Source organism: Nonomuraea soli (assembly GCF_013761175.1).
In the GTDB taxonomy this organism is placed as follows: domain Bacteria; phylum Actinomycetota; class Actinomycetes; order Streptosporangiales; family Streptosporangiaceae; genus Nonomuraea; species Nonomuraea soli.
Genome location: NZ_JACDUR010000008.1, coordinates 361,651 through 383,325 on the forward strand (window position 1 = coordinate 361,651; position 21,675 = coordinate 383,325).

Below are 21,675 nucleotides of genomic sequence, written 5' to 3' on the forward strand. Positions count from 1 at the left end.
TGTCGGGCGGGTATCGTGCACCTCCTTGCCCTCCAGAGTAGATCTCATCGACGCCGCCCGTCAGGGGGCGGTTCTCGACTCGTAGGCGGTACGGCTGGCCTCGATGTGCGGAACGTGCTCGATCGCCCATCCCGCCAGCGCCAGCGCGGGCGGGATGAGGCTCTTGCCGGTGGCGGTCAGGGCGTACTCCACACGCGGCGGCACCTCCGCGTGGACCGTGCGCGACACCAGTCCGTCGCGCTCGAGGTTCCTCAGCGTCAGGGTCAGCATGCGCTGGGAGATGCCGGGGACCTGCTGGTGCAGATCGCCGAAACGCAGCCGCCCCTGGTCGAGGGTCGCCACGATCAGCAGCGTCCACTTGTTGCAGATGCGGTCGAGGATGGCGCGGATCGTGCGCCCTCCGTCGCCCCTGATCATGCAGGTGTGCTCGTAGTCCGACATGACAATCCCCTGTGGGTAACGCACACGCGTGTGCCTTTTGTATGCCTCTCAATAGTGACGCATCATGTGGCTACTTCCTGTCAGTAACCATTGCATTCGAGGTGCGGCTCATGGAGATCTCCTACTGGATCGTCGCGGCGCTGCTGGCGCTCTTCTTCCTCTACGCGGGCGGCAAGAAGGTCGTCCAGAGCCAGGAACGGCTGCGGCCCATGATGGGGTGGGTCGACACCGTGCCCATGCCGTTCGTGCGCGCGATCGGGGTCCTGGAGGTGCTCGGCGCGGCAGGGCTGATCCTGCCTCCGCTCACCGGGATCGCGCCGTGGCTGGCGGTCGCCGCCGCGATCGGGTTCGCGGTGATCCAGGTCTCGGCGACCGTGCTCCACCTGAGGCGCGGGGAGGGGAACGCGATCTGGCTCAACCTCGTGCTGCTGGCGCTCATCGGCGTCACCCTGTGGCTGGCCATCGCGAACTGACCAGAATGACCAATTCGGTCAGTGTGTTGGATATCGTGGTGTCCATGGACGACGACACGACCCCGCAGCACGGCGGCCGCGCCCTCGTGGTCGGCCTCGGCATCGCCGGCATCGCCACGGCCCTCCGGCTGCGCGAGATCGGCTGGGACCCCGTGATCGTGGAACGGGCGCCGTCCCGTCGCGCGGGCGGGTACTTCATCATGCTGTTCACCACCGGCGTCGCCTCGGCGCGCAGGCTCGGCGTGCTCGACACGATCGGCGACCGCACCCCGTCGCCGCTGGTCAACCACGAGGTCAACCGGGCAGGCAGACGACGTCCCGGCATGAGCCCCGCCGGCCTGCCCGGCAGGCCGCGGCAACTGCTGCGCGGCGACATCGAACAGGCCCTGTTCGCCGCCCTGCCGTCCGACGTCGAGATCCGCTACTCGACGGTCCCCACCCGCATCACGCAGGACCCGGCCGCCGCCGAGGTCACCCTCCACGACACCTCCACGGGCGCCTCGGACACCGAGCGCTTCGACCTGGTCGTGGGCGCGGACGGCATGCGCTCCGCCGTACGCGAGCTGGCCTTCGGCGGCGGCTACCTGAGCCCGCTCGGCTACGTCATCGGCGCCACCGTCCTCGACGGGCCCGTTGACGGCTTCTGCCAGGACGAAGGCCTCACCCTCGCGGAGCCCGGACGCTCCGCGACGGTCTTCCCCTTCCGCGACCACCCGCCGAGCCTGCTGTTCTCCTACCGCACCCGCGACCTCGACGCCGAATTCCGGCGCCGGCCCATCGAGTCCATCCGCGCGGCCTTCGGCCCGCGGCCACCAGGACCCCTGCTGGAACACCTGTTCACCCGGTTCGAGCAGGCGCCCGAGCGGCTCTTCGACTCCGTCAACCAGGTCAAGATGCCGAGCTGGCACCACGGCCGGGTCGTCCTGATCGGCGACGCCGCCTGGTGCGTCACCCTCTACGCGGGCATGGGCGCCTCCAGCGGCATCGCCGGAGCCGAACTCCTCGGCACCATGCTGCGGCTCCACCCCGGCGACCTGCCCGCCGCGCTCGGCGCATGGGAGGCCAGGATGCGGCCCTTCATCGCCACCGAACAGGACAGCGCCCTGTTCATGCGCAAGATCTTCACCCCGCACGACCGCAGGGAGCGACTCGCCCGCGCCGTGATGCTGCGCACCCCCGCCCTGGCCAGGGCGATGGGCAAGATAATGGGAGGTCCCGACATGAGCAACAAGGAGCTGGACGTCGCCGCAGCCTGAGACGCCCGGCCACGGAGGAGGAACGATCCCGGTGAGCCGGCTCGTCGAACAGCACTCGCGCAAGGCCGCCCGCATCCTCGACAGCGCGCGCGAGCTGGTCGCCGACCACGGCGCCGCCAAGGTCACCGTCTCGGAGATCAGCCGCGCCGCCGGCGTCGGCAAGGGCACCGTCTACCTGTACTGGCCCACCAAGGAAGACCTCATCCTGGGCCTGTTCGCCCGCGAACTGCTGACCTTCCTCGACGAGGTGATCGCCCGCATCACCGCCACGCCCGACGCCGTACGGCCACGGCACCTGGCCCCGCTGCTCCTGCGCACCGGGCTGCGCTCCCCGCTCGCCCACCGCCTCGCCGTCGACGTGCTCCACCTGCTCGCCGTCGAAGGCGGCGACCGCGAGCTGTTCGCGCGCACCCGGCCCGGCGCCCTGTGCGAGGCGGTGATGCCGATCCTGCGGCGGCACGGCCTCATCCGCCAGGACCGGCCGCTGGCCGACCAGTCGTACGGCATGCACGCCGTCCTGGCCGGGTTCGGCACCGCCCTGGCCGACCCGGCCTCGGCGCCGTCGAGCTCGGCGGACCCTGGCGACATCCTCGCCGACACCGTCGGCCTGCTGCTCGAACCCGCCTCACCGCCGGGCGGCCAGGCCGTGGCCTGGGCGGCGGAGGAGACGGTGGCGGTGTTCCGCCGGACGCGTGAGGCGGTGCTGGCCATCATCGAGCGGGGGCAGACGCCTCGTGAGTGAGGTGTGAGGCTGAGCGCCGGGCTTCGCAGGCGTCTTGGGGGCTCGGGTGCTTGCATCGGCGAACCGGCTCCCGCGACCGTCACGCGTCCCCCGGGGCCCCTCTCACTACCCGGTCGTCAAATGACCCCACCCCCCACTGAGCCCCCACTTGCGCCCGCACCGGCGTCCCCGTTTGTGCCCCCGCCTGCGCCCCCTTTCGTGCCCCCGTCTGCGCCCCCGTCTGCGCCCCCGTCTGCGCCCTCGTTTGTGCCCCCACCTGTGCCCCCACCTGCGCTCCCACCTGCGCTCCCACCTGCGCTCCCACCTGCGCTCCCACCTGCGCTCCCACCCCCACCCGGCGGCTCAGCCAGCCCGAACGCATGCGTGACGACAGCGCGACGGCTGCGAAGCGAAGTCTTGTCGAACACCGACTTGAGATGATCCTGAACCGTGTGCTCCGACAGGAACAGCCGCGCAGCCACCTGCCGCGTGTCGCCACCCGTCGCGAGCTGATCGAGCACCTGCGTCTCCCGCGGGCTCAGCCCGAACGCCCGAGCGAACACGGCGGCCCGCTCCACCGCCGAGGCCTGCTCGATGGTGACCGCGATGTTCGCGTCAAGCCGTGCCGCACGCAACATCAGCCACACGCCGTCGGCCAGATGCACACGAGCCCCGGCCGGCCGCGCATCGACACCCGCCTCCCAGGCGAGCAACTGGGCCGCGACGTTGTAGGCACTCGCCGGAATCGGCGCCCGCTCGGCCGCGGTCGGTACAAGAGTACGCAGGTACGCCTGGGTCTCACCCGTCTGCCCCAGCACCCGCAGCCCGGGGGAGAGCAGCACCACCAGGGGGCCGCTCCGAGGCTGCTGGACCGGGGCGGGCATGAAGGTCGCCGCCTGCGCCGTACGCAGCGCACGTGTGATCACCGGCGCCACGGTCGCGAGCCGCGCCACCTCTTCGGCTGTGAATTCTCCGGGCCCCGAGCGCCACAGATCGAGAAACCCCCAGCACCCCCAAGCGTCGCGGAAGACGGTGGAGAGGATGTCACGCACCGCAAAGCGGTGGAGCAGCTCGCGCCACATCAGGCTGCGCGCCGGATCGCCCAGCGACGCCGAAGGCGGGTCGCCGAGCGCCGTCCACCGATTGACGGGCGTCAGGTACTTCAACCGGATCAACTCAGGCAACTCGTCCACGCACGGCACGTCGGCCAGCGGCGCCACCCCGACCGCCGTCTCCGGATCGGTGAGCACAAAAGCGTAGGCGTCGAAGCCCATCGTCCGCCGCAGCTCGTCGACGATCGCCACCCGCAACGCCGTGGCGTCGCGCACCGACCCGCAGATCCTGCCGAGGCGTTCCACCTGTCCAGCGTAGGACGACCCCAGACTTCTGGGATGGCTGGCACCTGGGCAGGTGGGGAGCATGGAGACATGACGACGACACTGCACATCGAACACGCGATCACCGACTACGGGGTGTGGAAGACGGCCTTCGACCGCTTCGCCGACGTCCGGCAGCGGGCCGGGGTCCTCGGCCATCGCATCGCCCAGCCGGTCGACGACGCCCGGTACGTGGTCATCGACCTGGACTTCGCCACCGTCCAGGAGGCGGAGGCCTTTCTCGAGCTCCTACGGACGAAGGTGTGGGCGTCACGGGAGACCGCTCCGGCGCTCGCGTCCACCCCTCACACGAGAATCCTCCGTCCGGCAGCCTGACCCCGCCGCTCCCCACACCGAGCCGAGCCTCCACCTACACCACAAACAGGCGCACGCCCCAGCCCCGCCCTGGCCCAGCCCAGCCCCGCCCTGCCCCAGCCCTGCCCCAGGTCAGCCCTGCCCCAGGCCAGCCCCGCCCTGCCCTGCCCCAGCCCTGCCCCAGGTCAGCCCTGCCCCAGGCCAGCCCCGCCCTGCCCTGCCCTAGCCCAGCCCCGCCCGCTGGCCTGGCCCCGGCTATATGCCCTGCCCGCCCCCTCAGCCGCGGCAGGCCGACTCCTGGCCCCCCGCGACAAAGCGACAGGCCCCACCCGCCCTCTCAACCGAGCTGCTGAGCCAGCCCGACGACGATCCCCTCCGGCCCCCGCACGTAGCAGAGCCGATAAACGTCCTCGTAGTCCACCACCTCACCGACAAGGTCGGCACCGTGGTTACGCAGCAGCCGCCCCACAACCTCCTCGATGTCATCGACCGCGAACATGACGCGACGAATCCCCAGCGTGTTCGCCGGCGCGTCCTTCGGCTCAGGCCTGACCACCTCGGGTGCGTGGAACATCGCCAGCTCGACCCGCCCATGCCCGTCCGGCGTCCTCAGCATCGCGACCTCCTGCCGCACACCCTCGAGCGCGATGACCCGCTCCACCCACCGCCCCTCGGCCGGCCCCCTGCCCTCCAGCTCCATCCCGATCTCGACGAAGAACGCGATGACAGCGTCGAGATCGTCGACCACGATGAGAACGTTGTCCATCCTCCGCAGCGCCATGCCGGCCTCCTTCACGTGGTGCGGCCCACCACCGGGCCACCTCTGCCCCTTGGACGGAGCCGACACCCCATTCTCGACATCCCCATCGCACCAAATCTCAGGAGCCGGCCGGTCCCCAGGGCACTCAGCGCAGGTCCCATCCCTCACACGAGGGACCCCATCCCTGACATCAGGGAGGCAGAAGATCGCTCCCCGGCGTGACGCCCACGGCAGCCCCCGCTGCCTAATCTGCCACCCATGAAACCCACGCCCGACCCGCCCCCCACCCCCAACACCGAGCCCACCACCACCTCGAACACCCAGCCGTCCACGGCTGCGAGCGCCCAGCCATTCAGGGTCGCGAACACCCGCCCATTCGCCCCCTCGAACGCCCTGGCTCCCCTCGCCTCGACCGCCCAGCCTCCCGCCCCATCAGGACGGCAGTCGCCGTGATTCGCACAGCGTGGACCACCCTCACAACAAGCCGCGCCCGCCTCATCGGCCTGATAACGGCAACCATGATCACCCTCACCGCAGGCCTCACCCTCGCCGCCACCGCCACCGCCACCTGCGGCAAGTTCGACCTCAAAACCCGCACAGAAGTCCTCGAGCCCTGCCCCGCCCCCATCCTCGGCCCCGGCGGCCAAGCCGTCGAAGATAGCCTCTCCTTCGTCCACCAGCCATTGCAGGGCGACGGCACCATCACCGTCCGAGTCACCTCCATGACGGGCCGAATCAAGCAACCCCCACCCCCGGGCACGGGAGCGGGCCCACCCCCCGTCCCCGGCCTCGTGCCATGGGCCAAAGCCGGCCTCATGATCAAGGACGGCATCAACCAGGGCTCCCCGTACGCCGCCATCATGGTGACCGCCGAACACGGCGTCCGCATGCAGCACAACTTCACGGAGGACACCGCAGGCTCATCCACCAACGGCTACCCGCGCTGGCTACGCCTGACCCGCACCGGCGACACCCTCACCGGCTCCGAATCAGGCGACGGCAAACAATGGACCGAGGTAGGCAAGGCCAGCCTCGACGGCCTACCCGACACGGTGCAGATCGGCCTCTTCGCCGCCTCCCCAGGCGCCATCACCAACGGCGCGTCAGGCCCCGAATCACGCTTCGCCGAAGCCACCGCCACCTTCGACCAGCTCACCCCGCAAACGGGCCCCTGGAAATTCGACGACATCGGCGTAGAGATGGAACTCGACGGCGTCACTCCGCACCACCCAGGCGCCTTCACCCGCTCAGGTGACACGTTCACGGTGACCGGCGTCGGCGACGTCGCCCCCAGCACCAACGGCCAGCCCATCGAGCGCATGCTCATCGGCGGCTTCGCGGCCCTGCTCCTGATCATCGCCGTCGCAACCACCTTCGCCACGACCACCCGCCCGCACCGCTATGGCACCACCCTCACCGCCAAGGCGACCGTCATCGGCACAGCATCCTTCGCCGCCGGACTGATCCCCGCCGCCGTCGTGATCCCCACCTGCCTGGCGATCCTGCCGTCCAAAGGCGTCCACCCCCATCCAGCCGCCTGGCCGACATACCTCCAACTGATCGTCGGCACCGGCCTTCTCTTCGCCGCCGTCGCGATCCTCTCCGTCGCCATAGGCACCCTGCTCAAGCGCACCATCCCGGCCGTCACAGCAACCACAACGTTGATCTTCGCCCCCTACCTCCTCGCACTCGCAGGCATAGGCGAATGGCTCCTCGCAGTCACCCCCGCAGCAGGCTTCGCCATCCAGCAAAGCGTCAGAGAATACGCCCAGGTGGAGGGCCTGTATTCACCGGCAACGGGCTACTTCCCCCTCCCGCCCTGGGCGGGCCTCGCCATCCTCTGCGCCTACGCAGCCCTGGCCCTGTGGTCAGCGACCAAACTCCCCAGACGCCAACCACCCGCCCTCTCGATGGTCCAGTGAGAGATCGGGCAAAGGTCCCACAGCGGATGCGCGCCTCCCACCCATCACTACACCCGCCAGTACGGCACAGCAGGCGATGCGACGCCACACCCCGCTCGACCGGCGTTGTTTCCCCAGCAGCTCCGCAAGCGATCCCTCAACCTCGTCGGCCGACAGCCGTGCAGTACGCGATGCCCCTCACCGTGCCAACCAACCTCGGCTCTGCACACGACGCCACCCTGCCATTCCGTCGCCGAGCCGAGCACCGGCGCGGGCATACGCCGCGACTCACGCCAGGCCAGAACAGTGCGACAAACAACGCGACTCTTGCCAGGCCAGAACAGCGCGACAAACGACGTGACTCTCGCCGGGGCAAGCAGCGGAAGGCGGCCATGACCAGCGCGTCGATCGTGGGGTGGTCGAGGCATCGGCGCGGCACACGACCCTAACTTTCGCCGGGCCAAGACCGGTGCGAACGGAGACGCTACCCCGCGCCGGGCCGAGAACGGGATACACGGTGAACGGAAATGCCGAACAGCATGCGCAGCGGCGTCACAGACATGCCACGACCTGAGGAAACGCGAGGACACACAACGAGGACGATGCCCCCTGACGGCTGTGGGAGCGAGGAAGTCTGCCCTACATCCGAGCTTTCAACACATCGACCTCGCAACCCGGCAAGAACGGGTCGTACCCATGCTCCACCAGCCAGCGAATGGCCAGCAGACTCCGTATCGACCACCACCCGCGAATGACATCGAGATCGACGTCGCTCCCATACCCGGCCACGAGGTCGGCGAGGTGCTCCTCCTGCCCAAGCGTCAAAGTAGCGAGATCGTACAGCGCATCCCCTCGGCTCGCCTCCGACCAGTCGATCACACCAGTGACCTTGTCACCTTCGAGGAACACATGACAGATCTGCAGGTCGCCGTGAATGAACGCAGGCGTCCAAGGCCGGAGCGCGGCCTCGGCGACCTGGCGGTTACGCGTGACCAGATCGGCAGGGAGGATGCCGCTCGTGACAAGCAACCCACACTCCTCATCGAGCTCGGACACGATGTCGTCAAGGCTGCGACCTGGCCATGGCGGCAACGGCGCATCATGCAGCATCCGTACCGCGGCGCCCGCCGCAGCCCAAGCGGCCGGAGAGGAGGTCGAAGGCTCGCCGAGGCGCCCGAGAGCCGTCCCCCGGACAGCAGCGATAGCGAGCACGGGAGGTTGCCGCCACAACACCTCGGGAGTCGGGACCGGCACCATGGCCATCGCCTCAACCTCGACGTCGATCCGTGCCTGATCGGTGTCGATCTTCAGGAACACATCACCGACGCGCAGGGTAGCGCGCTGCTGATGGGCGACCACGACCTCGATGATCTCCTTCACGTCGGCCATTCTCTCGGCGACGACCGCAAGCGTCACCGGATTTTCGCGGCGTGGGTCGAGGCGGAGGTGGGAGGGCGACGCGTAGGGATGACGAACGAGGCGCCGTTCAGGCGAGCAGCCTCCTTGCGCCGTGGGCTGGTGATGTGGTGGGGCCGGTGGGAGCGCTTGCCGAGTGGTCCGTTGCGGGATGGTCCGGTGCAGGGTGGGCTGACCCCGCACGGCGGGCAGGGCGGGACGGCGGGCAGGGCGGGACGGCGGGCAGAGCGGTGAGGGGTTCGCGCCGAGGGGTTCGCGCCGGGGGTTGGGGTCGGGGGTTGGGGGTTGGGGTCGAGGGTCCTCATAGCACAAGCGGTCAACAATCTGGCGTCTGGGGTGGACTTGCAAAGTTGGTTAGCCTAACCTAACTTATTGCGGAGTTTCCCCCCGAGAGAACAGGAACGCCGCATGCGTGCGCTACGTCCAGCTCTAGTCGTGGCGGCGTTGAGCCTTGTGCTCATCGGCTGCGGCTCGCAGAACACCGCCGGAACCAGTTCGGCCGCTCAGCCGAGCGGGAGCGGGGCTCCGGCCGCGGCCGGGCCCTGGCAGTTCACCAATGGCGACGGGCAGGTCGTCAAGGCCGACAAGACCCCCACGCGGATCATCGCCCACGCTGGTGAGGCGGCCGCGCTCATGTCCTTCGGCATCAAGCCGGTCGGCATCTACGCCGACGAGTCGGTGAAGACCGACCCCAACCTGAAGGACCTCGACCTCACGGGCATCGAGGTGCTCGGCGAGGAGTGGGGGAAGATCGACGTCGAGAAGGCCGCAGGGCTGCGTCCCGACCTGATCGTCGCCGACTGGTGGCCCGCTGAGAAGGCGCACAGCGGGCTGGAGGAGGGCGTCGACGAGAAGAGCAAGAAGCTGAAGGAGCTTGCTCCCATCGTGGGTGTCTCGCAGGGCAAGTCCATCGAGGACCTGGCCAAGGGGTACGAGGACCTGGCCAAGAGCCTGGGCGCCAAGGTCGACTCTCCGGAGATCGCCGCCAACAAGAAGCGGTTCGAGGAGGCTGTGGCCCGCTTCAAGGAGACGGTGTCGGCCAAGCCCGGCCTGACCGCGCTGGGAATGTCGCCCGCCGACGACAAGGTGTACGTCGCCAACCCCGAGTACGCTCCCGAGCTGCTGGACTTCCAGAAGTGGGGGCTGAAGGTCATCAACCCCTCCAAGCCTGACGCCGACTTCCCGTACTGGGAGTCGCTCAGCTGGGAGAACGCCGACCGGTACCAGCCTGACCTGATCCTGTGGGACGGCCGCTCCTTCAAGCCGACCTCCAACGACGAGTGGGGGACCAAGCAGCCGACCTGGTTCAAGATCAAGGCTGCGAAGGCTGGGGCTGTCGCCTCCTGGCCGGCTTACTGGATGCACACCTTCGGGCACTTCGCTACGGAGCTGGACAAGCTCACCGAGGCGATCAAGAGTGCCGACGAGAACATCGGTGACTGATCACCGCCGATCGGTGAGGTCTGGTCACCGCTCGGCGGTGGCCAGACCCTTGGCGGTGGCTAGACCTTTGGCGGTGGTCGGTCGCGTGACGGTGGCCAGGTTCCTGGCGGTGGTCGGTGGCGTGAGGGTGACTCGCGGCACCGCTTTGGCCCGCTTGTCCGTAATGACGCGCCGCACGGCGGTGACTGGCTGCGCGACGGTGACCGGTTACGCCGCGGCGGTGCCCCCATCGACCGACAGAGCCCCTGGCCGGGGCACACCTCTCCATGACCGCCGTGCTTCATGACACCTCACGGCATGACCCTCCACACAACCCCACCCAGGACCATGACTCCACCCACCATGACCCACACCCACGCACGATGACAACAACCCTCAAAACGCGCCGGGCCTCCCTCCTCGGGCCGGGGCTCGCGGTGCTGCTCGTCCTGTTGGCCGTCGCGGCCTTCCTGAGCGTCACGCAGGGAGCCCGCGACATCGGCCTGCCCGAGGTGATGCGCGCGCTCGGCGGCCTGTCGGTCGACGAGGCGATCACCAGCACGGTGACCCTGGAGCTGCGGGTGCCGCGCACCCTGCTCGGCATCCTGGTGGGTGCGGCGCTCGGCGTGGCGGGGGCGATCCTGCAGGGGGTGACCCGCAATCCGCTGGCCGATGCCGGGATCATGGGCATCAACGCGGGCGCCGCCGTCATGGTGGTCTTCGCGATCACGGTGCTGGGCATCCGGGGTGTCAGCCTCTACATCTGGTTCGCCTTCGCGGGTGCGGTCATCGCGACCCTGCTGGTGTACACGATCGCCTCGATGGGGCGTGAGGGCGCCACGCCGGTGAAACTGGCGCTGGCGGGGGCGGCGGTGACCGCGGGGCTCATCTCGGTGACGACCGGGATCGTCATGACGAACATCGACGCGCTGCAGGAGCTGCGGTTCTGGCAGGTGGGCGCGCTCGCCGGGAGGTACATGCCGGTGCTGGTCGGCGTGGCCCCGTTCCTGGTCGTCGCCCTGGTGGTGGCGATGGGGCTCGGCCGTATGCTCAACGGCCTGGCGCTCGGCGAGGACGTGGCGCGAGGGCTGGGGCAGCGGGTCGGCCTGACCAGGGCGGTCGCCTTCGGCGTGGTCGCGGTGCTGGCCGGGGCGGCGACGGCGGCCTGCGGGCCGATCGTCTTCATCGGCCTGGTCGTGCCGCACCTGGCGCGGCTGATCTGCGGGCCCGACTACCGGTGGCTGCTGCCGTACTCCATGCTGCTGGCGCCGATCATCCTGCTGCTGGCCGACGTGCTCGGCCGGGTCGTGGGGGCGCCGGGCGAGCTGCAGGTGGGCGTGGTGCTCGGGGTGCTGGGCGCGCCGGTGTTCGTGGTGATCGTGCGTTATGGACGGATGTCGGAAGTATGACCACCCTGACCGTGGCGAAAGCCGTACGCGCCGACCGGCGCCGCCGTACGACCCGCACGGCGGTGGTGACCGGCGGGCTGACCCTCGTGGTCTTCGCGTTGTTCGTGGTCACCATGATGGTGGGCAGCTTCCGGCTGACCGCCGCGGAGGTGCTCGGGTCGCTGCTCGGCACGATCGACGACCCCAGCCTCGACTTCGTGGTGCTGGGCCTGCGCCTGCCGACGGCCGCGACGGGGCTGGCCGTGGGGCTCGCCCTGGGAGCGTCGGGGACGATCTTTCAGCATCTGCTGCGCAACCCGCTGGCCTCGCCCGACTTCGTGGGCATGTCGTCGGGCGCGAGCCTGGCGGCGGTCAGCGGGATCGTGTTCCTGCAGGTCGGCGGCCTGGCAGTGGCCGGGCTCGCGCTGGGAGGAGCGGTGATCGCGGCCCTGCTGATGTACCTGCTCGCCTGGAAGGACGGGGTGAGCGGTTACCGGTTCATCCTGATCGGCATCGGTGTGGCGGCGTTCTTCGACGGGCTCATCGGGTTCGTGCTCACCCGCGCCCAGCTGTTCGAGGCGCGGCAGGCGATGCACTGGCTGACCGGCTCCGTCGGTCAGGCGAACCCGACCGAGTTGCGGCTGCTGCTGGGCGCGCTGGTGGTGCTGCTGCCGGTGGCGATGATGCTGCAGCGGCAGCTGCGGATGCTCGAGCTCGGCGACGACGCCGCGCGCGGGCTGGGCGTGTCGGCCGAGTTGTCGCGGGCGGGCCTGCTGGCGACGTCGGTGGTACTTCTGGCGCTGGCCGTGGCGGCCGCGGGGCCGATCGTCTTCGTGGCGCTCGTGGCGGGGCCGATCGCCAACCGGCTGCTCGGGCCCGCCACTGGAGGGATCGCCCCCGCCGCGCTCGTGGGCGCCGCCGTACTGCTGACCTCCGACCTCGTCGCCGTCCACCTGCTGCCCACGCCGCTGCCGACCGGCGTGGTGACCGGCGCGGTCGGCGCGCCGTACCTCCTGTGGCTGCTGGCCACGACCAACCGACAAGGAACAGGCGGATGACCCGACTGCGCGCCGAAGGGCTCTCCCTCGGATACGACGACGCGACGGTCGTCACCAACCTCGACGTGACCGTGCTCGACCGCAAGGTCACCGCCATCGTCGGGGCGAACGCCTGCGGCAAGTCGACGCTGCTGCGCGGCATGGCGCGCCTGCTCAAGCCCCGCAAGGGCGCCGTCTACCTCGACGATCGCCCGATGGCCGAGCTGTCCACGCTGGAGGTGGCCAAGGTGCTGGGGCTGCTGCCCCAGACGCCGGTCGCCCCCGACGGCATCACCGTCGCCGACCTCGTCGGGCGCGGACGCTACCCGCACCAGGGCTGGTTCCGCCGGTGGACCGAGCGTGACCACGAGGCGGTGACCCTGGCGCTGGCGGCCACCGACACCGCCGACCTGATCGACCGCCCGCTGCGCGGCCTGTCGGGCGGGCAGCGGCAGCGCGTCTGGGTGGCGATGGCGCTCGCCCAGGACACCGACCTGCTGCTGCTCGACGAGCCCACCACCTACCTCGACATCAACCACCAGGTGGAGCTGCTGCGCCTGCTGCGCAAGCTGAACGGCGAGCAGGGCAAGACGATCGTGGCCGTGCTGCACGACCTGAACCTGGCCAGCCGCTACTGCGATCACATCATCGCCATGTCCGACGGCGCGATCGTCGCCGAGGGCACGCCGCAGGAGGTGATCACCGCGGAGCTGGTCGAGAAGGTGTTCGGCCTGGCCTGCGTGATCGTCACCGACCCCGTCGCGGGCACCCCGATCGTGGTGCCGAGTGAGTAAAGGGCTGCTGGCAGGTGGAGGGTGCCTGGGCGGGCGGCAAGGCGCACCGTCGGGTGGAGAGCGCCAGGCGAGTGCGCTCTAGCGGGTGAAGTCGTCGGTGATGTCCCGGTTGCCGAACTCGTCGGGCGCCGGGACCTCGACGATCGGGTCAGGCCGGTCGTCGAACTCCAGCCGCAGCGCCCTCGACATGGTGGCGTGCATCTCGTACAGGCACGTCACGTAGGTCAGCTCGAGAATCTGCTCGTCGGGCAAATGCTTCCTGAGCACGGCGAAGACCTCGTCGGCGACCCGCCCGCCGTCGAGGACGAGCCCGTCGGTGTAGGCGAGCACGGCGCGTTCGAGCTCGTCGAAGTGCTCGCTGACCTGCCACGCGGCCACGGCCGCGATCTTCTCCTCCGGTACGGCGAGCGCGCGCAGTTGCTTGCAGTGCTGCGAATAGACGAACTGCGACTGCCGCGCCCACCCGGCCCGGGTCTGGCCCAGCTCCCGCAGCAGCGGGTCGAGCCCTCCGGAACGGTAGAGCTGGAAGCCCTGCACGCAGTGTTTGAGTATGCGCGGGTCGAGTGCGAAGACGGTCCACCAGGTGCCGGGGGAGCCCGTGGCGGTGCCCTCCCGGTCGGGGGAGAAGAGCCTGTCGTAGAAGTAGCGCGTGAGCGAGTCGGTCACCTCGTCGGAGGGGACCTGGCGAAGGCGCGGCATCAGACCGTCCGCTCGGCGGCGGTCTTGGGCTGGTGGCGCACGTCGGAGGGCAGGTCCAGCTCCCGCAGCCAGCACGCGAACTCGATCAGGATGCCGTCGGGGTCCTTGAAGTAGATCGAGCGCACGAACACCCCGTCGTGCACCTCGGGGGCGACGCCGAACTCGCTGTCGTCGTGGTTGAGCAGCACCCCGACGTCGACGCCCTTGGCGATGAGCTTGTCGCGGTACTCCTCGATCAGCTCGGGCGGCACGTCGAAGGCGATGTGGTTCATCGAGCCGACCGCCGACAGCAGCTCGCCCCGGTCGGGCAGGTTCTTCGGCGCCGAGACGCCCGGCACCGGTTCGGGGGCGTCGGGGAACCAGAAGAAGGCCAGCGCGTTGCCGCCGCCGCAGTCGAAGAAGAAATGCTGACCCCAGCCCATCGGCAGCTCGATCGTCTTGATCAGCGGCATGCCCAGGACGCCGGAGTAGAAGTCGACAGTGCGCTCCATGTCCGAGCAGACCAGGGCTAGGTGGTTGACGCCGCGCAGCTCGAATTCGGTGTTCATAGGCTCATTTAACGCGGGGAAGGAGCAGAGCAGAAGGATGTTCCGGCGAATGGGACACCTCGACGTCGGCGGGGACCATCTCCTCCGACGCGGACGCCAGTGAGCCTGTCCCGAAATTTCGGGCGATGGTGGGGTACGCGCCGCTGGCGATGTGCACCCGCACCCGATGCCCCGCCTTGAACCGGTGCCCGATCGGCCACAACTCCACCTCGACACGCCGCCACCCGTCGGCATCCGGCTCCGCCGACGAGACGGAGGACGAGAGGGAACCGCCAGGAAAGGAGGCCGGGGAGGAGGCGAGGCCATTGGCAGCGGAGGAGCCGGTGGAAGAGCCCGAAGAGGTGCCCCAAGAGGAGCCCTGGCTGAGGTCGTCGAGGGTGTCTCCCGGTGGCCGCAGCCGCCGCACCCCCTCGCACACGTTCATCGAGCGCCCGTCCGGATGCACGTCGCACAGCCGTACGACCACGTCCACGTGCGGCGTGTTGGAGCGCACCCACAGGCGCGCCGACACGGGCCCGATCGCCTCCAGGTCCTCCCGCAGCGGCTCACTGCTGTAGACGAGCACGTCGCGCCGCGCCTCCAGCCGGCGCTGGTCGCGCGGCAGCGAGTTGGACAGCAGCACCGGCCCGCCGATCACCGGCGTCGGGTGGCCGGGGTGGTACCGGTACCGGTCGGGCTCGGACGGCCGCGGGTTGTCCGGCGACAGCCCGAACCCGGGCTGCAGGTGCCAGGGTTCGGCGCGCATGCCCGGCACCGGCCAGTCGGGGTAGTCGCGCCACTCGCCGGCGCCCGTGATGTGCAGGCGTACGGGGTCGTCGCGCAGCCCGGACGGGTCGCCCATGAGGTGCGCGCGGAACCAGGCCAGCGCGTCGGCGGTGGAGTAGCGCCCCTGCCGGGGGTCGACGTGGTACCAGGGGCCCACGGTCAGCTGGGGCCGCCGCCCGGCCGCGCGCAGCGCCAGGTAGTCGCGCAGCTGCCACGGCAGGAACACGTCGTACCACCCGCCGACCATGGTGACCGGCGCCTCGACCTCGCCGACCGCGGCGGAGAAGTCGCGTTTGCTCCAGTACGGCACCGCCGGATCGGCGTGGTGCCCGAGCAGGTCCCGGTAGAAGGCCAGCGGCTGCCCGGCCGAGACCAGGTCGAGCTCGTCCACGGCCCGCTTGGACAGCACCGCCCGCCGCGCGTTGCGCGGGGCGCGCAGGATGGCGGTGGCGCCGAACCGCCCGCTCATCGCGTGGGTGAGCGTGGTCCACGACAGCGTCGACTCCAGGGCGAAAGCCCCGCCCACGTAGGCGGCGTCGCGGAACTGGGAGGCGCTGATCTGTACGGCCATGGCCCGGAGGTCGGGCCCGGCGTAGGGGGCGATCGCCCACTGGGTGTAGCCGAGGTAGGAGGGCCCGAACATGCCGAACGTCCCGCCGTACCAGCTCTGGCGCCGCAGCCAGGCGACGGTGGCGAGCCCGTCGTCGTGCTCGTCGCCGAGCGGGTCGAGCAGGCCGCCGGAGCCGTAGCCGCCGCGGCAGCTCTGCATGACGACCTGGAAGCCCTGGCGGGCGAAGCCGCGGCCGAAGGCCCAGCCGAACGCGCCGCGCCTGCCGTACGGAGAACGGATCAGGATCGTCGGCGGCCGTTCCGCCCCCACCGGGATGTAGCGGTCGGCCAGGAGGACGACGCCGTCGGGCATCGGCACGGGGAGGTCACGTTGCAGCCGGACGCGAAAGGCCATTACTCATGAGTAACAGATGGAGCCCGGGATGCGGTAGCCCGGGCCCCAGGCTCAGCGCGGGGTCACCACGATGCTCAGCGCAGGGTCACCGCGATGTCGACGACCTGACGGCTGTTCGGGAACGTTCCAACAAGCATCGCGTTCCCCGTCAGCGCGTTGACCGTGTAGAAGCGGTAGGCGCCGTTGACGCGCAGCGTGGCATAGGCGGTGTTCGACACCGTCACCCCGTCGCGCACCTTGCTGTGGATGTCGAACCCGGCCGCGGGCCCGGCGTCGACGCCCAGCTTGCCGGTGGGCGCCAGGGAGCCCGCGTTGGCGGGCGACTGCAGCGAGACCTGGTCGGCGGTGGTGTCCACGTCGAACAGCGTCGTGGCGGTGGCCGGGCTCAGGTCGTTGTTGGTGTAGGCGGCGCCGGTGACGCCCAGGGCGGTGACGCCCGTGGTGGCCGGGGGCACGGGCGGGTTGGTGAGCCTGCCGTCGGTGGCGGTCATGCCCGCCGCGGGCGCGCCCATGGCGTCGTCGATGTTGTGCCGCAGGTTCTGCCCGGTGTCGCTGATCACCCGCAGCCGGTTGGCGGCCGGGTTGAAGTCGACGCCGAAGCTGCGTCCGTCGAGGTCGACGGTGAGCTGGGAGACCTTGCTCGCCCTGGCGCGGGAGTCGAGGGTGTAGATCCCGCCCTTGTCGCCGACGGCGTAGAGCTTGCCGTCCTGGACGCGGAAGTCGATGCCGACGACCTTGCCGTCGCCCTTGAGTCCCGCGACCTTGCCGATCCGGTCGGTGGAGCGCGGGTTGTCGGCCTGGAAGGCGACGAGGGTGCCGTCGTCGGTCAGGCCGATGACGGTGGGCCCCGCCGTGTGCGTGGCCGCCGCGCTCGCGGGGGAGGCCGCGAGAGTCCCCGCCGCCACGGCGAGCAGGCTCGCCATGAGTGCCTTTCGCATGGATGCTCCTTGATGAGGTTGCTGTCCCCGGTACTTCGGAGTGAGGGCCACGGCGGATTGCCTACGGTCGCGTAAGGAGATCGATCCTTGGCACACTGTCGGGTCATGGGACGAATCACGGCATTTGTCGCCTTGGGGGACAGTTTCACCGAGGGGCTCGAAGACCCCGCCGAACAGGGGTACCGGGGCTGGGCCGACCGCCTGGCCGAACACATCGAGGCGCGGGATCCGGGACTGCGCTACGCCAACCTGGCCGTGCGCGGCCGCCTCATCCAGCAGATCGTGCGGGAACAGGTGCCGCTGGCCGTGGCCAGTGGAGCCGACCTGGTCTCGTTGTGCGGGGGAGGCAACGACATCATCCGGCCGGGGGCGCGGGTGGAGCAGGTCTCCCGATGGCTGGAGGAGGGGGTGCGGCGGATCAGGGAGTCCGGTGCGCAGGTGCTCCTGTTCACCGGCTTCGACCTGCGGCACGTGCCCGTCATGCGGCTGGCGCATACGAAGATCGAACAGTACAACCTGCACATCCACGACATCGCCCGGCGCCACGACACGCTCCTCGTGGACCTGTGGCCGATGCCGATCTTCCGCGACCGGCGCGCCTGGAGCGAGGACCGGCTGCATCTCAGCTCCGACGGCCACCGCCGGGTGGCGCTGCGTGCCGCCGAGGTGATCGGGGTGCCGGTCGACGACGACTGGCGCAGCCCGTACCCCTACGTGCCGCAGCAGGGCTGGACCCTCAACAGGCGCGACGACCTGCACTGGGCGAGGGTCCACCTCGCCCCCTGGATCACCCGCCGGTTCAACGGGCGATCGTCGGGGGACGAGGTGGACCCCAAGCGCCCCGAACTTATCCCGATTTATCCGGACGCTCGGAGATCCGGATGAGGTTCACGATCGGCTGGCCCTGCCGTACGGCGAAGCGCACGTTGAGCTGCCCGTCGGTCACCGTCGTGGTGTAGGAGCGGGCGCTGGCGGTGTAGTTGCCCACCTCCAGCGCCAGGTCCAGCGCCGGGATGGCCAGCTGGCCCTCGACCAGCACGTCGAAGACGCGCCTGCCGATCTGCGTGCCGCGGGTGTCGGCGAAGCCCAGCTCCACCGTGTAGGTGCCCGCGGGCACGTTGTCGAAGCGGTACTCCAGCATGTTCTCCCGCGCGGTGCGATACAGCGCCTGGTCGGACGTGCCGGAGATCGTGCGGCTGGTGGTGTGGGTGCGGTTGCTGGTGCCCACCCAGCCGTAGGAGCCGGTGGAGTACTTGCGATCCGGGCTCCAGGCGTCGCCGACCGCGTCGACGGAGGACTTGGTGCCGCCGGCGTCGACCGCGACCTGCAGCTTGGGCACCACGACGGTCACGAGCACCTCGGAGATCGGCTTGCGCCCGCTGTTCGACTTGACGATCAGCTTGGCCGCCTGCGTCGTGCCGGGCGCCACCCCGGCGCTGGAGACGGTGACGGTCACCGTCGCCTTGGCGCCCTTGGCCAGCTCGCCCGAGGTGGGCGCGGCGGTCAGCCAGCCCGCCTGGCTGGTGACGGTGTAGGCGGCCGGCGAGCCGAGGTTGGTCAGCTCGAAGGTCCGCGTGCGGGTGGCGTTGGTGGGCATCACCACGGTGATCTCACCCACGCTCGCCGCGACCGCGCCGGTGACGAGGGCCGTGTCGATCCGGGTGACGGAACCCGCCGCCACGGTCACCTCCTGGGTGAAGGTGCCGTAGTGCTCCTTGGAGACCGTCACCTGGTAGTCGCCCGCCAGCACCTGGCCGTAGAAGGAGCCGTCGGCGATCGTCGTGAAGGTCGCCACGTCACCGATCTTGACCGTCGCCCCGGCCAGCGGCTTGCCGTCGTTGGCGTCGGACACCACGCCGGTGACCAGGCCGTGGCGGCTGGCCGAGATGGTGATCGACTGGCCGCTGGAGACCGCCGCGCTCTCGTAGGAGTACTGCAGCGCGTCGGTGCCCGTGCCGTTCTCGACGCCGATCGTGGCGCTGGTGCCGCGCTCGCGCTCGGAGTCGATGCTCGCGTACCTGTAGGAGACCGAGCCGTTCTCGTTCAGGACCAGCGAGAAGGAGATCCGCAGGTCGGTGGCGTTGTAGAACTTCACGTTGCGCCACTCGACCACGAACTGGCGGTTGGGCGCGGTGCCCGACGAGGCCGTGTAGATGCCGGATTCGGCGTCGGCGACCAGGTCGTCCCAGTAGGCATAGACGGAGTTGTTGGGCGAGCCGGTCGACGGGATCGTGCCGTTGCTGCCCGTCACGGTGTCGTTGCCCGACAGGTTGAGGTAGCCGTTGGTGCTGATCAGGGCGTTGGTCTGGGCCACGCCGTAGAAGGGGAAGGCGAACGGCAGGGTGACACGCTGGCCCTGGTCGTCGCCGGTCAGGGCGAGCTTCTCCGTTCCCTGGACGTACGGCTCGGCCCCGCTTCGGCAGGTGTAGCCGAAGTTGTCGCCACGCAGCGGCAGCTCCACGTCCTTGGTCACGTCGCCGGTCACCACGACCTCGGCCTGCGCTCCGCTGGAGCACCGCGAGCTCGGAGTGATCCGCAGCGTGTAGGTGCCCAGGGGCAGGGTGAGGCTGTAGCGGCCCTGGGCGTCGGTCGTGGTGCTCGCCGGGGTGCCGACCGCCTCGACCTTGGCGTTCGGCTCCGCCGTACCGGCCGTGGTGATCGTGCCGGAGACCGTCGCGGACGGCAGCTGGGTCAGGGCCAGGTCGGCGCTCGCGCTCTGGTCGGCCACGACGGTGGCGGTGCCGGTGGCGTCCTGGTAGCCGTACTTGGAGGCGGTGATCCGGTAGTCGCCGGGGCTCAGGCGCGGGAAGGCGTAGGTGCCGTCGGGGCCGGTGACCACCGAGCGGTCCAGCGGCCCGGAAACGGTGACGGTGACGCCGCCCACCGGGCTGCCGCCGGAGGTGACCGTGCCGCCGAGCTGGCCCATGCCGCCGCGCGGGGTGGCCTGGACGGCGGCGAAGGCGTCGAGCCTGCCCTCGCCCCAGTTGCCGTTGTCGTCGGCGGTGCCGCCGCAGCCGAGGTCGTTGACGTCGATCGCGGTGTCGTCGAGCAGCTGGCGGGTGGCGTCGATGTCGCCGATCAGCGCCGGGGCCGCCGACCACATCAGCGCGACCGTGGCCGCCACGTGGGGCGAGGCCATCGAGGTGCCGGTGTAGTTGTCGTAGCCGCCGCCGGGGACCGACGAGCGCACGCTCACCGCGGGGGCGGAGATGTTCGGCTTGGTGTCCGGCCTGGAGGCCGAGCCGCGGCTGGAGTTGTTGTAGATCGCGTTGTTGATGTCGAAGCCGCCGGTGCTGTAGCTGTTGAGGTAGTCACCCGGCGATCCGGCGGTGCCGCAGGCGGGTCCCGAGTTGCCGCTGGAGAACATCGGGAAGATGCCCGCGGCCACCCACGAGTCGACGATCTCCTGGTACCAGGGGTCGCCGCCGGGGCCGCCCCACGAGTTGTTGACGATGTCGGGAGCCAGCTCCGGCCGCGGGTTGGCGCCGTTGAGGTCGGTCGGCGCGGCGATCCACTGGCCGGCCGACAGCAGCGAGGCGTCACTGCAGGTGCGGGCCTCGCAGCCCTTGGCGGCGATCCACTTCGCGCCGGGGGCGACGCCGATGCCGCTCTGGCCGAGCATGGTGCCCATCACGTGGGTGCCGTGTCCCTGGTTGTCGCAGGGCGCGGCGGTCGGGCAGATGTCGGCCGGGTCGTGCCAGTTGTAGTTGTGGTCGAAGGTGCCGTCGGCGTTGCGGCCGCGATACTGCGAGGCGATCTCGGGGTGGGTGAGATCGGCGCCGGTGTCGATGTGGGCCACGACGATGCCCTCGCCGCGCACGCCCAGCTCGCTCCAGACGCGGGGGGCGCCGACCCGGTCGATGTTCCACTCCACGGCGTTGACCTGGGCCTGGGTGGGGGCCTCGACCACCTTGGGCACCTCCAGCACCCGGATCGGGGTGAGCGCCGTGACCTCGGGGAGCTTGGCGAGCTCGGCGGCGAGCTTGGCGTCGCCGGTCACCTTGACGGCGTTGACCAGCCAGAAGGAGGTGTAGTCGGCCTTGACCGACTTCAGCAGGTCGATGACGTTCGCCTGGGTGCTCTTGGCGAACTGGGTCTTGGTCTCGTAGACGCTCTTGGCCTTGGCCGTCTTGGTGGTGGCCCGGCGTGCTTCGGCCAGGCTCGCCTGGCCCTTGACGCGGACCCAGAAGGTGGCCTTGTCGTCCTGATCCAGATCGGCGGCGACCGCCTTGTCGATCTTGTCAGGCTCTGGAGCGGCGTGGGCGACGCCGCTCGTGAAGGTGAGGGTGAGGAACGCGGATAAGACCGCCCGGGTGATCTTTCCAGCCATGTGCTGACAGTGCGACCGAGTTGACTGCTTTGCAAGTGGCATTTATCGCCGAAATGTCAAAAGTCATGAAGCGTTACTCAAGCGACATCTGGTGAGCCCGGTTTCCTCCGCCCCGTGCTACGATCCCAGGC

Annotated in this window: 20 protein-coding genes; 11 read left to right on the plus strand and 9 right to left on the minus strand. The window is 70.0% G+C overall.

Annotation, left to right across the window (positions count from 1 at the left end; genetic code table 11):
• Positions 1-60 precede the first annotated feature (60 nt).
• Complete coding sequence (locus tag HNR30_RS37860) at positions 61-441, minus strand: winged helix-turn-helix transcriptional regulator (RefSeq protein WP_181614945.1); 381 nt, start codon at positions 439-441, stop codon at positions 61-63.
• A 110-nt stretch (positions 442-551) separates the two neighbouring features.
• Between HNR30_RS37860 and HNR30_RS37865 the strand changes: the two genes are divergently transcribed.
• From HNR30_RS37865 to HNR30_RS37875, 3 genes are read left to right on the plus strand one after another with little or no spacing between them, the layout of a single operon-like run.
• Positions 552-914 (plus strand): DoxX family protein, encoded by a 363-nt coding sequence (locus HNR30_RS37865; RefSeq protein WP_181614946.1) that lies wholly within the window; start codon positions 552-554, stop codon positions 912-914.
• A 44-nt stretch (positions 915-958) separates the two neighbouring features.
• Positions 959-2,170: an FAD-dependent monooxygenase gene (locus HNR30_RS37870; protein WP_181614947.1), complete on the plus strand. Its 1,212-nt coding sequence runs from the start codon at positions 959-961 to the stop codon at positions 2,168-2,170.
• A 31-nt stretch (positions 2,171-2,201) separates the two neighbouring features.
• Complete coding sequence (locus HNR30_RS37875; protein ID WP_181614948.1) at positions 2,202-2,912, plus strand: TetR/AcrR family transcriptional regulator; 711 nt, start codon at positions 2,202-2,204, stop codon at positions 2,910-2,912.
• Positions 2,913-3,028: 116 nt separating this feature from the next.
• Here the strand turns inward: HNR30_RS37875 and HNR30_RS50450 are convergent, their stop codons facing one another.
• The gene (locus HNR30_RS50450) at positions 3,029-4,249 is read right to left on the minus strand and encodes a LuxR C-terminal-related transcriptional regulator (RefSeq protein ID WP_312894934.1); all 1,221 of its coding nucleotides are present in this window, start codon (positions 4,247-4,249) and stop codon (positions 3,029-3,031) included.
• Between the two features lie 69 nt (positions 4,250-4,318).
• Between HNR30_RS50450 and HNR30_RS37885 the strand changes: the two genes are divergently transcribed.
• Positions 4,319-4,603 carry a hypothetical protein gene (locus HNR30_RS37885; protein WP_181614949.1) on the plus strand — a complete coding sequence of 95 codons (285 nt, stop codon included), beginning with the start codon at positions 4,319-4,321 and terminating at the stop codon, positions 4,601-4,603.
• 316 nt (positions 4,604-4,919) lie between these two features.
• Here the strand turns inward: HNR30_RS37885 and HNR30_RS37890 are convergent, their stop codons facing one another.
• Positions 4,920-5,363: a VOC family protein gene (locus HNR30_RS37890; protein ID WP_181614950.1), complete on the minus strand. Its 444-nt coding sequence runs from the start codon at positions 5,361-5,363 to the stop codon at positions 4,920-4,922.
• A 237-nt stretch (positions 5,364-5,600) separates the two neighbouring features.
• Between HNR30_RS37890 and HNR30_RS37895 the strand changes: the two genes are divergently transcribed.
• The gene (locus tag HNR30_RS37895; protein WP_181614951.1) at positions 5,601-5,795 is read left to right on the plus strand and encodes a hypothetical protein; all 195 of its coding nucleotides are present in this window, start codon (positions 5,601-5,603) and stop codon (positions 5,793-5,795) included.
• 65 nt (positions 5,796-5,860) lie between these two features.
• Positions 5,861-7,264, plus strand: coding sequence for a DUF1349 domain-containing protein (locus HNR30_RS37900; protein ID WP_220134450.1), 1,404 nt, complete (start codon positions 5,861-5,863; stop codon positions 7,262-7,264).
• Positions 7,265-7,882: 618 nt separating this feature from the next.
• Here the strand turns inward: HNR30_RS37900 and HNR30_RS37905 are convergent.
• Positions 7,883-8,623 (minus strand): aminoglycoside phosphotransferase family protein, encoded by a 741-nt coding sequence (locus HNR30_RS37905; RefSeq protein ID WP_312894935.1) that lies wholly within the window; start codon positions 8,621-8,623, stop codon positions 7,883-7,885.
• A 444-nt stretch (positions 8,624-9,067) separates the two neighbouring features.
• Between HNR30_RS37905 and HNR30_RS37910 the strand changes: the two genes are divergently transcribed.
• The 4 genes from HNR30_RS37910 (at position 9,068) to HNR30_RS37925 (ending at position 13,300) form a co-directional block, all read left to right on the plus strand.
• Positions 9,068-10,102, plus strand: a complete 1,035-nt coding sequence (locus HNR30_RS37910) for an ABC transporter substrate-binding protein (protein WP_181614952.1) — start codon at positions 9,068-9,070, stop codon at positions 10,100-10,102.
• Between the two features lie 362 nt (positions 10,103-10,464).
• Positions 10,465-11,490: a FecCD family ABC transporter permease gene (locus HNR30_RS37915; protein ID WP_181614953.1), complete on the plus strand. Its 1,026-nt coding sequence runs from the start codon at positions 10,465-10,467 to the stop codon at positions 11,488-11,490.
• The gene (locus HNR30_RS37920; protein WP_181614954.1) at positions 11,487-12,527 is read left to right on the plus strand and encodes a FecCD family ABC transporter permease; all 1,041 of its coding nucleotides are present in this window, start codon (positions 11,487-11,489) and stop codon (positions 12,525-12,527) included. The genes HNR30_RS37915 and HNR30_RS37920 overlap by 4 nt, the downstream gene beginning before the upstream one ends.
• On the plus strand, positions 12,524-13,300 hold the full coding sequence (locus HNR30_RS37925; RefSeq protein ID WP_181614955.1) for an ABC transporter ATP-binding protein: 777 nt from the start codon (positions 12,524-12,526) through the stop codon (positions 13,298-13,300). Before HNR30_RS37920 ends, HNR30_RS37925 begins: the two co-directional genes overlap by 4 nt.
• A gap of 78 nt (positions 13,301-13,378) precedes the next feature.
• On the opposite strand, the gene HNR30_RS37930 is transcribed toward HNR30_RS37925, so the two are convergent.
• From HNR30_RS37930 to HNR30_RS37945, 4 genes are all read right to left on the minus strand, one after another.
• Positions 13,379-13,999: a carboxymuconolactone decarboxylase family protein gene (locus HNR30_RS37930; RefSeq protein WP_181614956.1), complete on the minus strand. Its 621-nt coding sequence runs from the start codon at positions 13,997-13,999 to the stop codon at positions 13,379-13,381.
• Positions 13,999-14,547, minus strand: coding sequence for a VOC family protein (locus HNR30_RS37935; RefSeq protein ID WP_181614957.1), 549 nt, complete (start codon positions 14,545-14,547; stop codon positions 13,999-14,001). Before HNR30_RS37935 ends, HNR30_RS37930 begins: the two co-directional genes overlap by 1 nt.
• A 4-nt stretch (positions 14,548-14,551) precedes the next feature.
• On the minus strand, positions 14,552-16,276 hold the full coding sequence (locus HNR30_RS37940; RefSeq protein ID WP_181614958.1) for a CocE/NonD family hydrolase: 1,725 nt from the start codon (positions 16,274-16,276) through the stop codon (positions 14,552-14,554).
• Between the two features lie 74 nt (positions 16,277-16,350).
• Positions 16,351-17,214 carry a DUF4394 domain-containing protein gene (locus tag HNR30_RS37945; protein ID WP_181614959.1) on the minus strand — a complete coding sequence of 288 codons (864 nt, stop codon included), beginning with the start codon at positions 17,212-17,214 and terminating at the stop codon, positions 16,351-16,353.
• Between the two features lie 105 nt (positions 17,215-17,319).
• Here HNR30_RS37945 and HNR30_RS37950 point away from each other — a divergent pair, with 105 nt between their 5' ends.
• Positions 17,320-18,099: an SGNH/GDSL hydrolase family protein gene (locus HNR30_RS37950; protein ID WP_181614960.1), complete on the plus strand. Its 780-nt coding sequence runs from the start codon at positions 17,320-17,322 to the stop codon at positions 18,097-18,099.
• Here the strand turns inward: HNR30_RS37950 and HNR30_RS37955 are convergent.
• The gene (locus HNR30_RS37955) at positions 18,062-21,544 is read right to left on the minus strand and encodes a S8 family serine peptidase (protein ID WP_181614961.1); all 3,483 of its coding nucleotides are present in this window, start codon (positions 21,542-21,544) and stop codon (positions 18,062-18,064) included. The genes HNR30_RS37950 and HNR30_RS37955 overlap by 38 nt on opposite strands.
• Positions 21,545-21,675 lie beyond the last annotated feature (131 nt).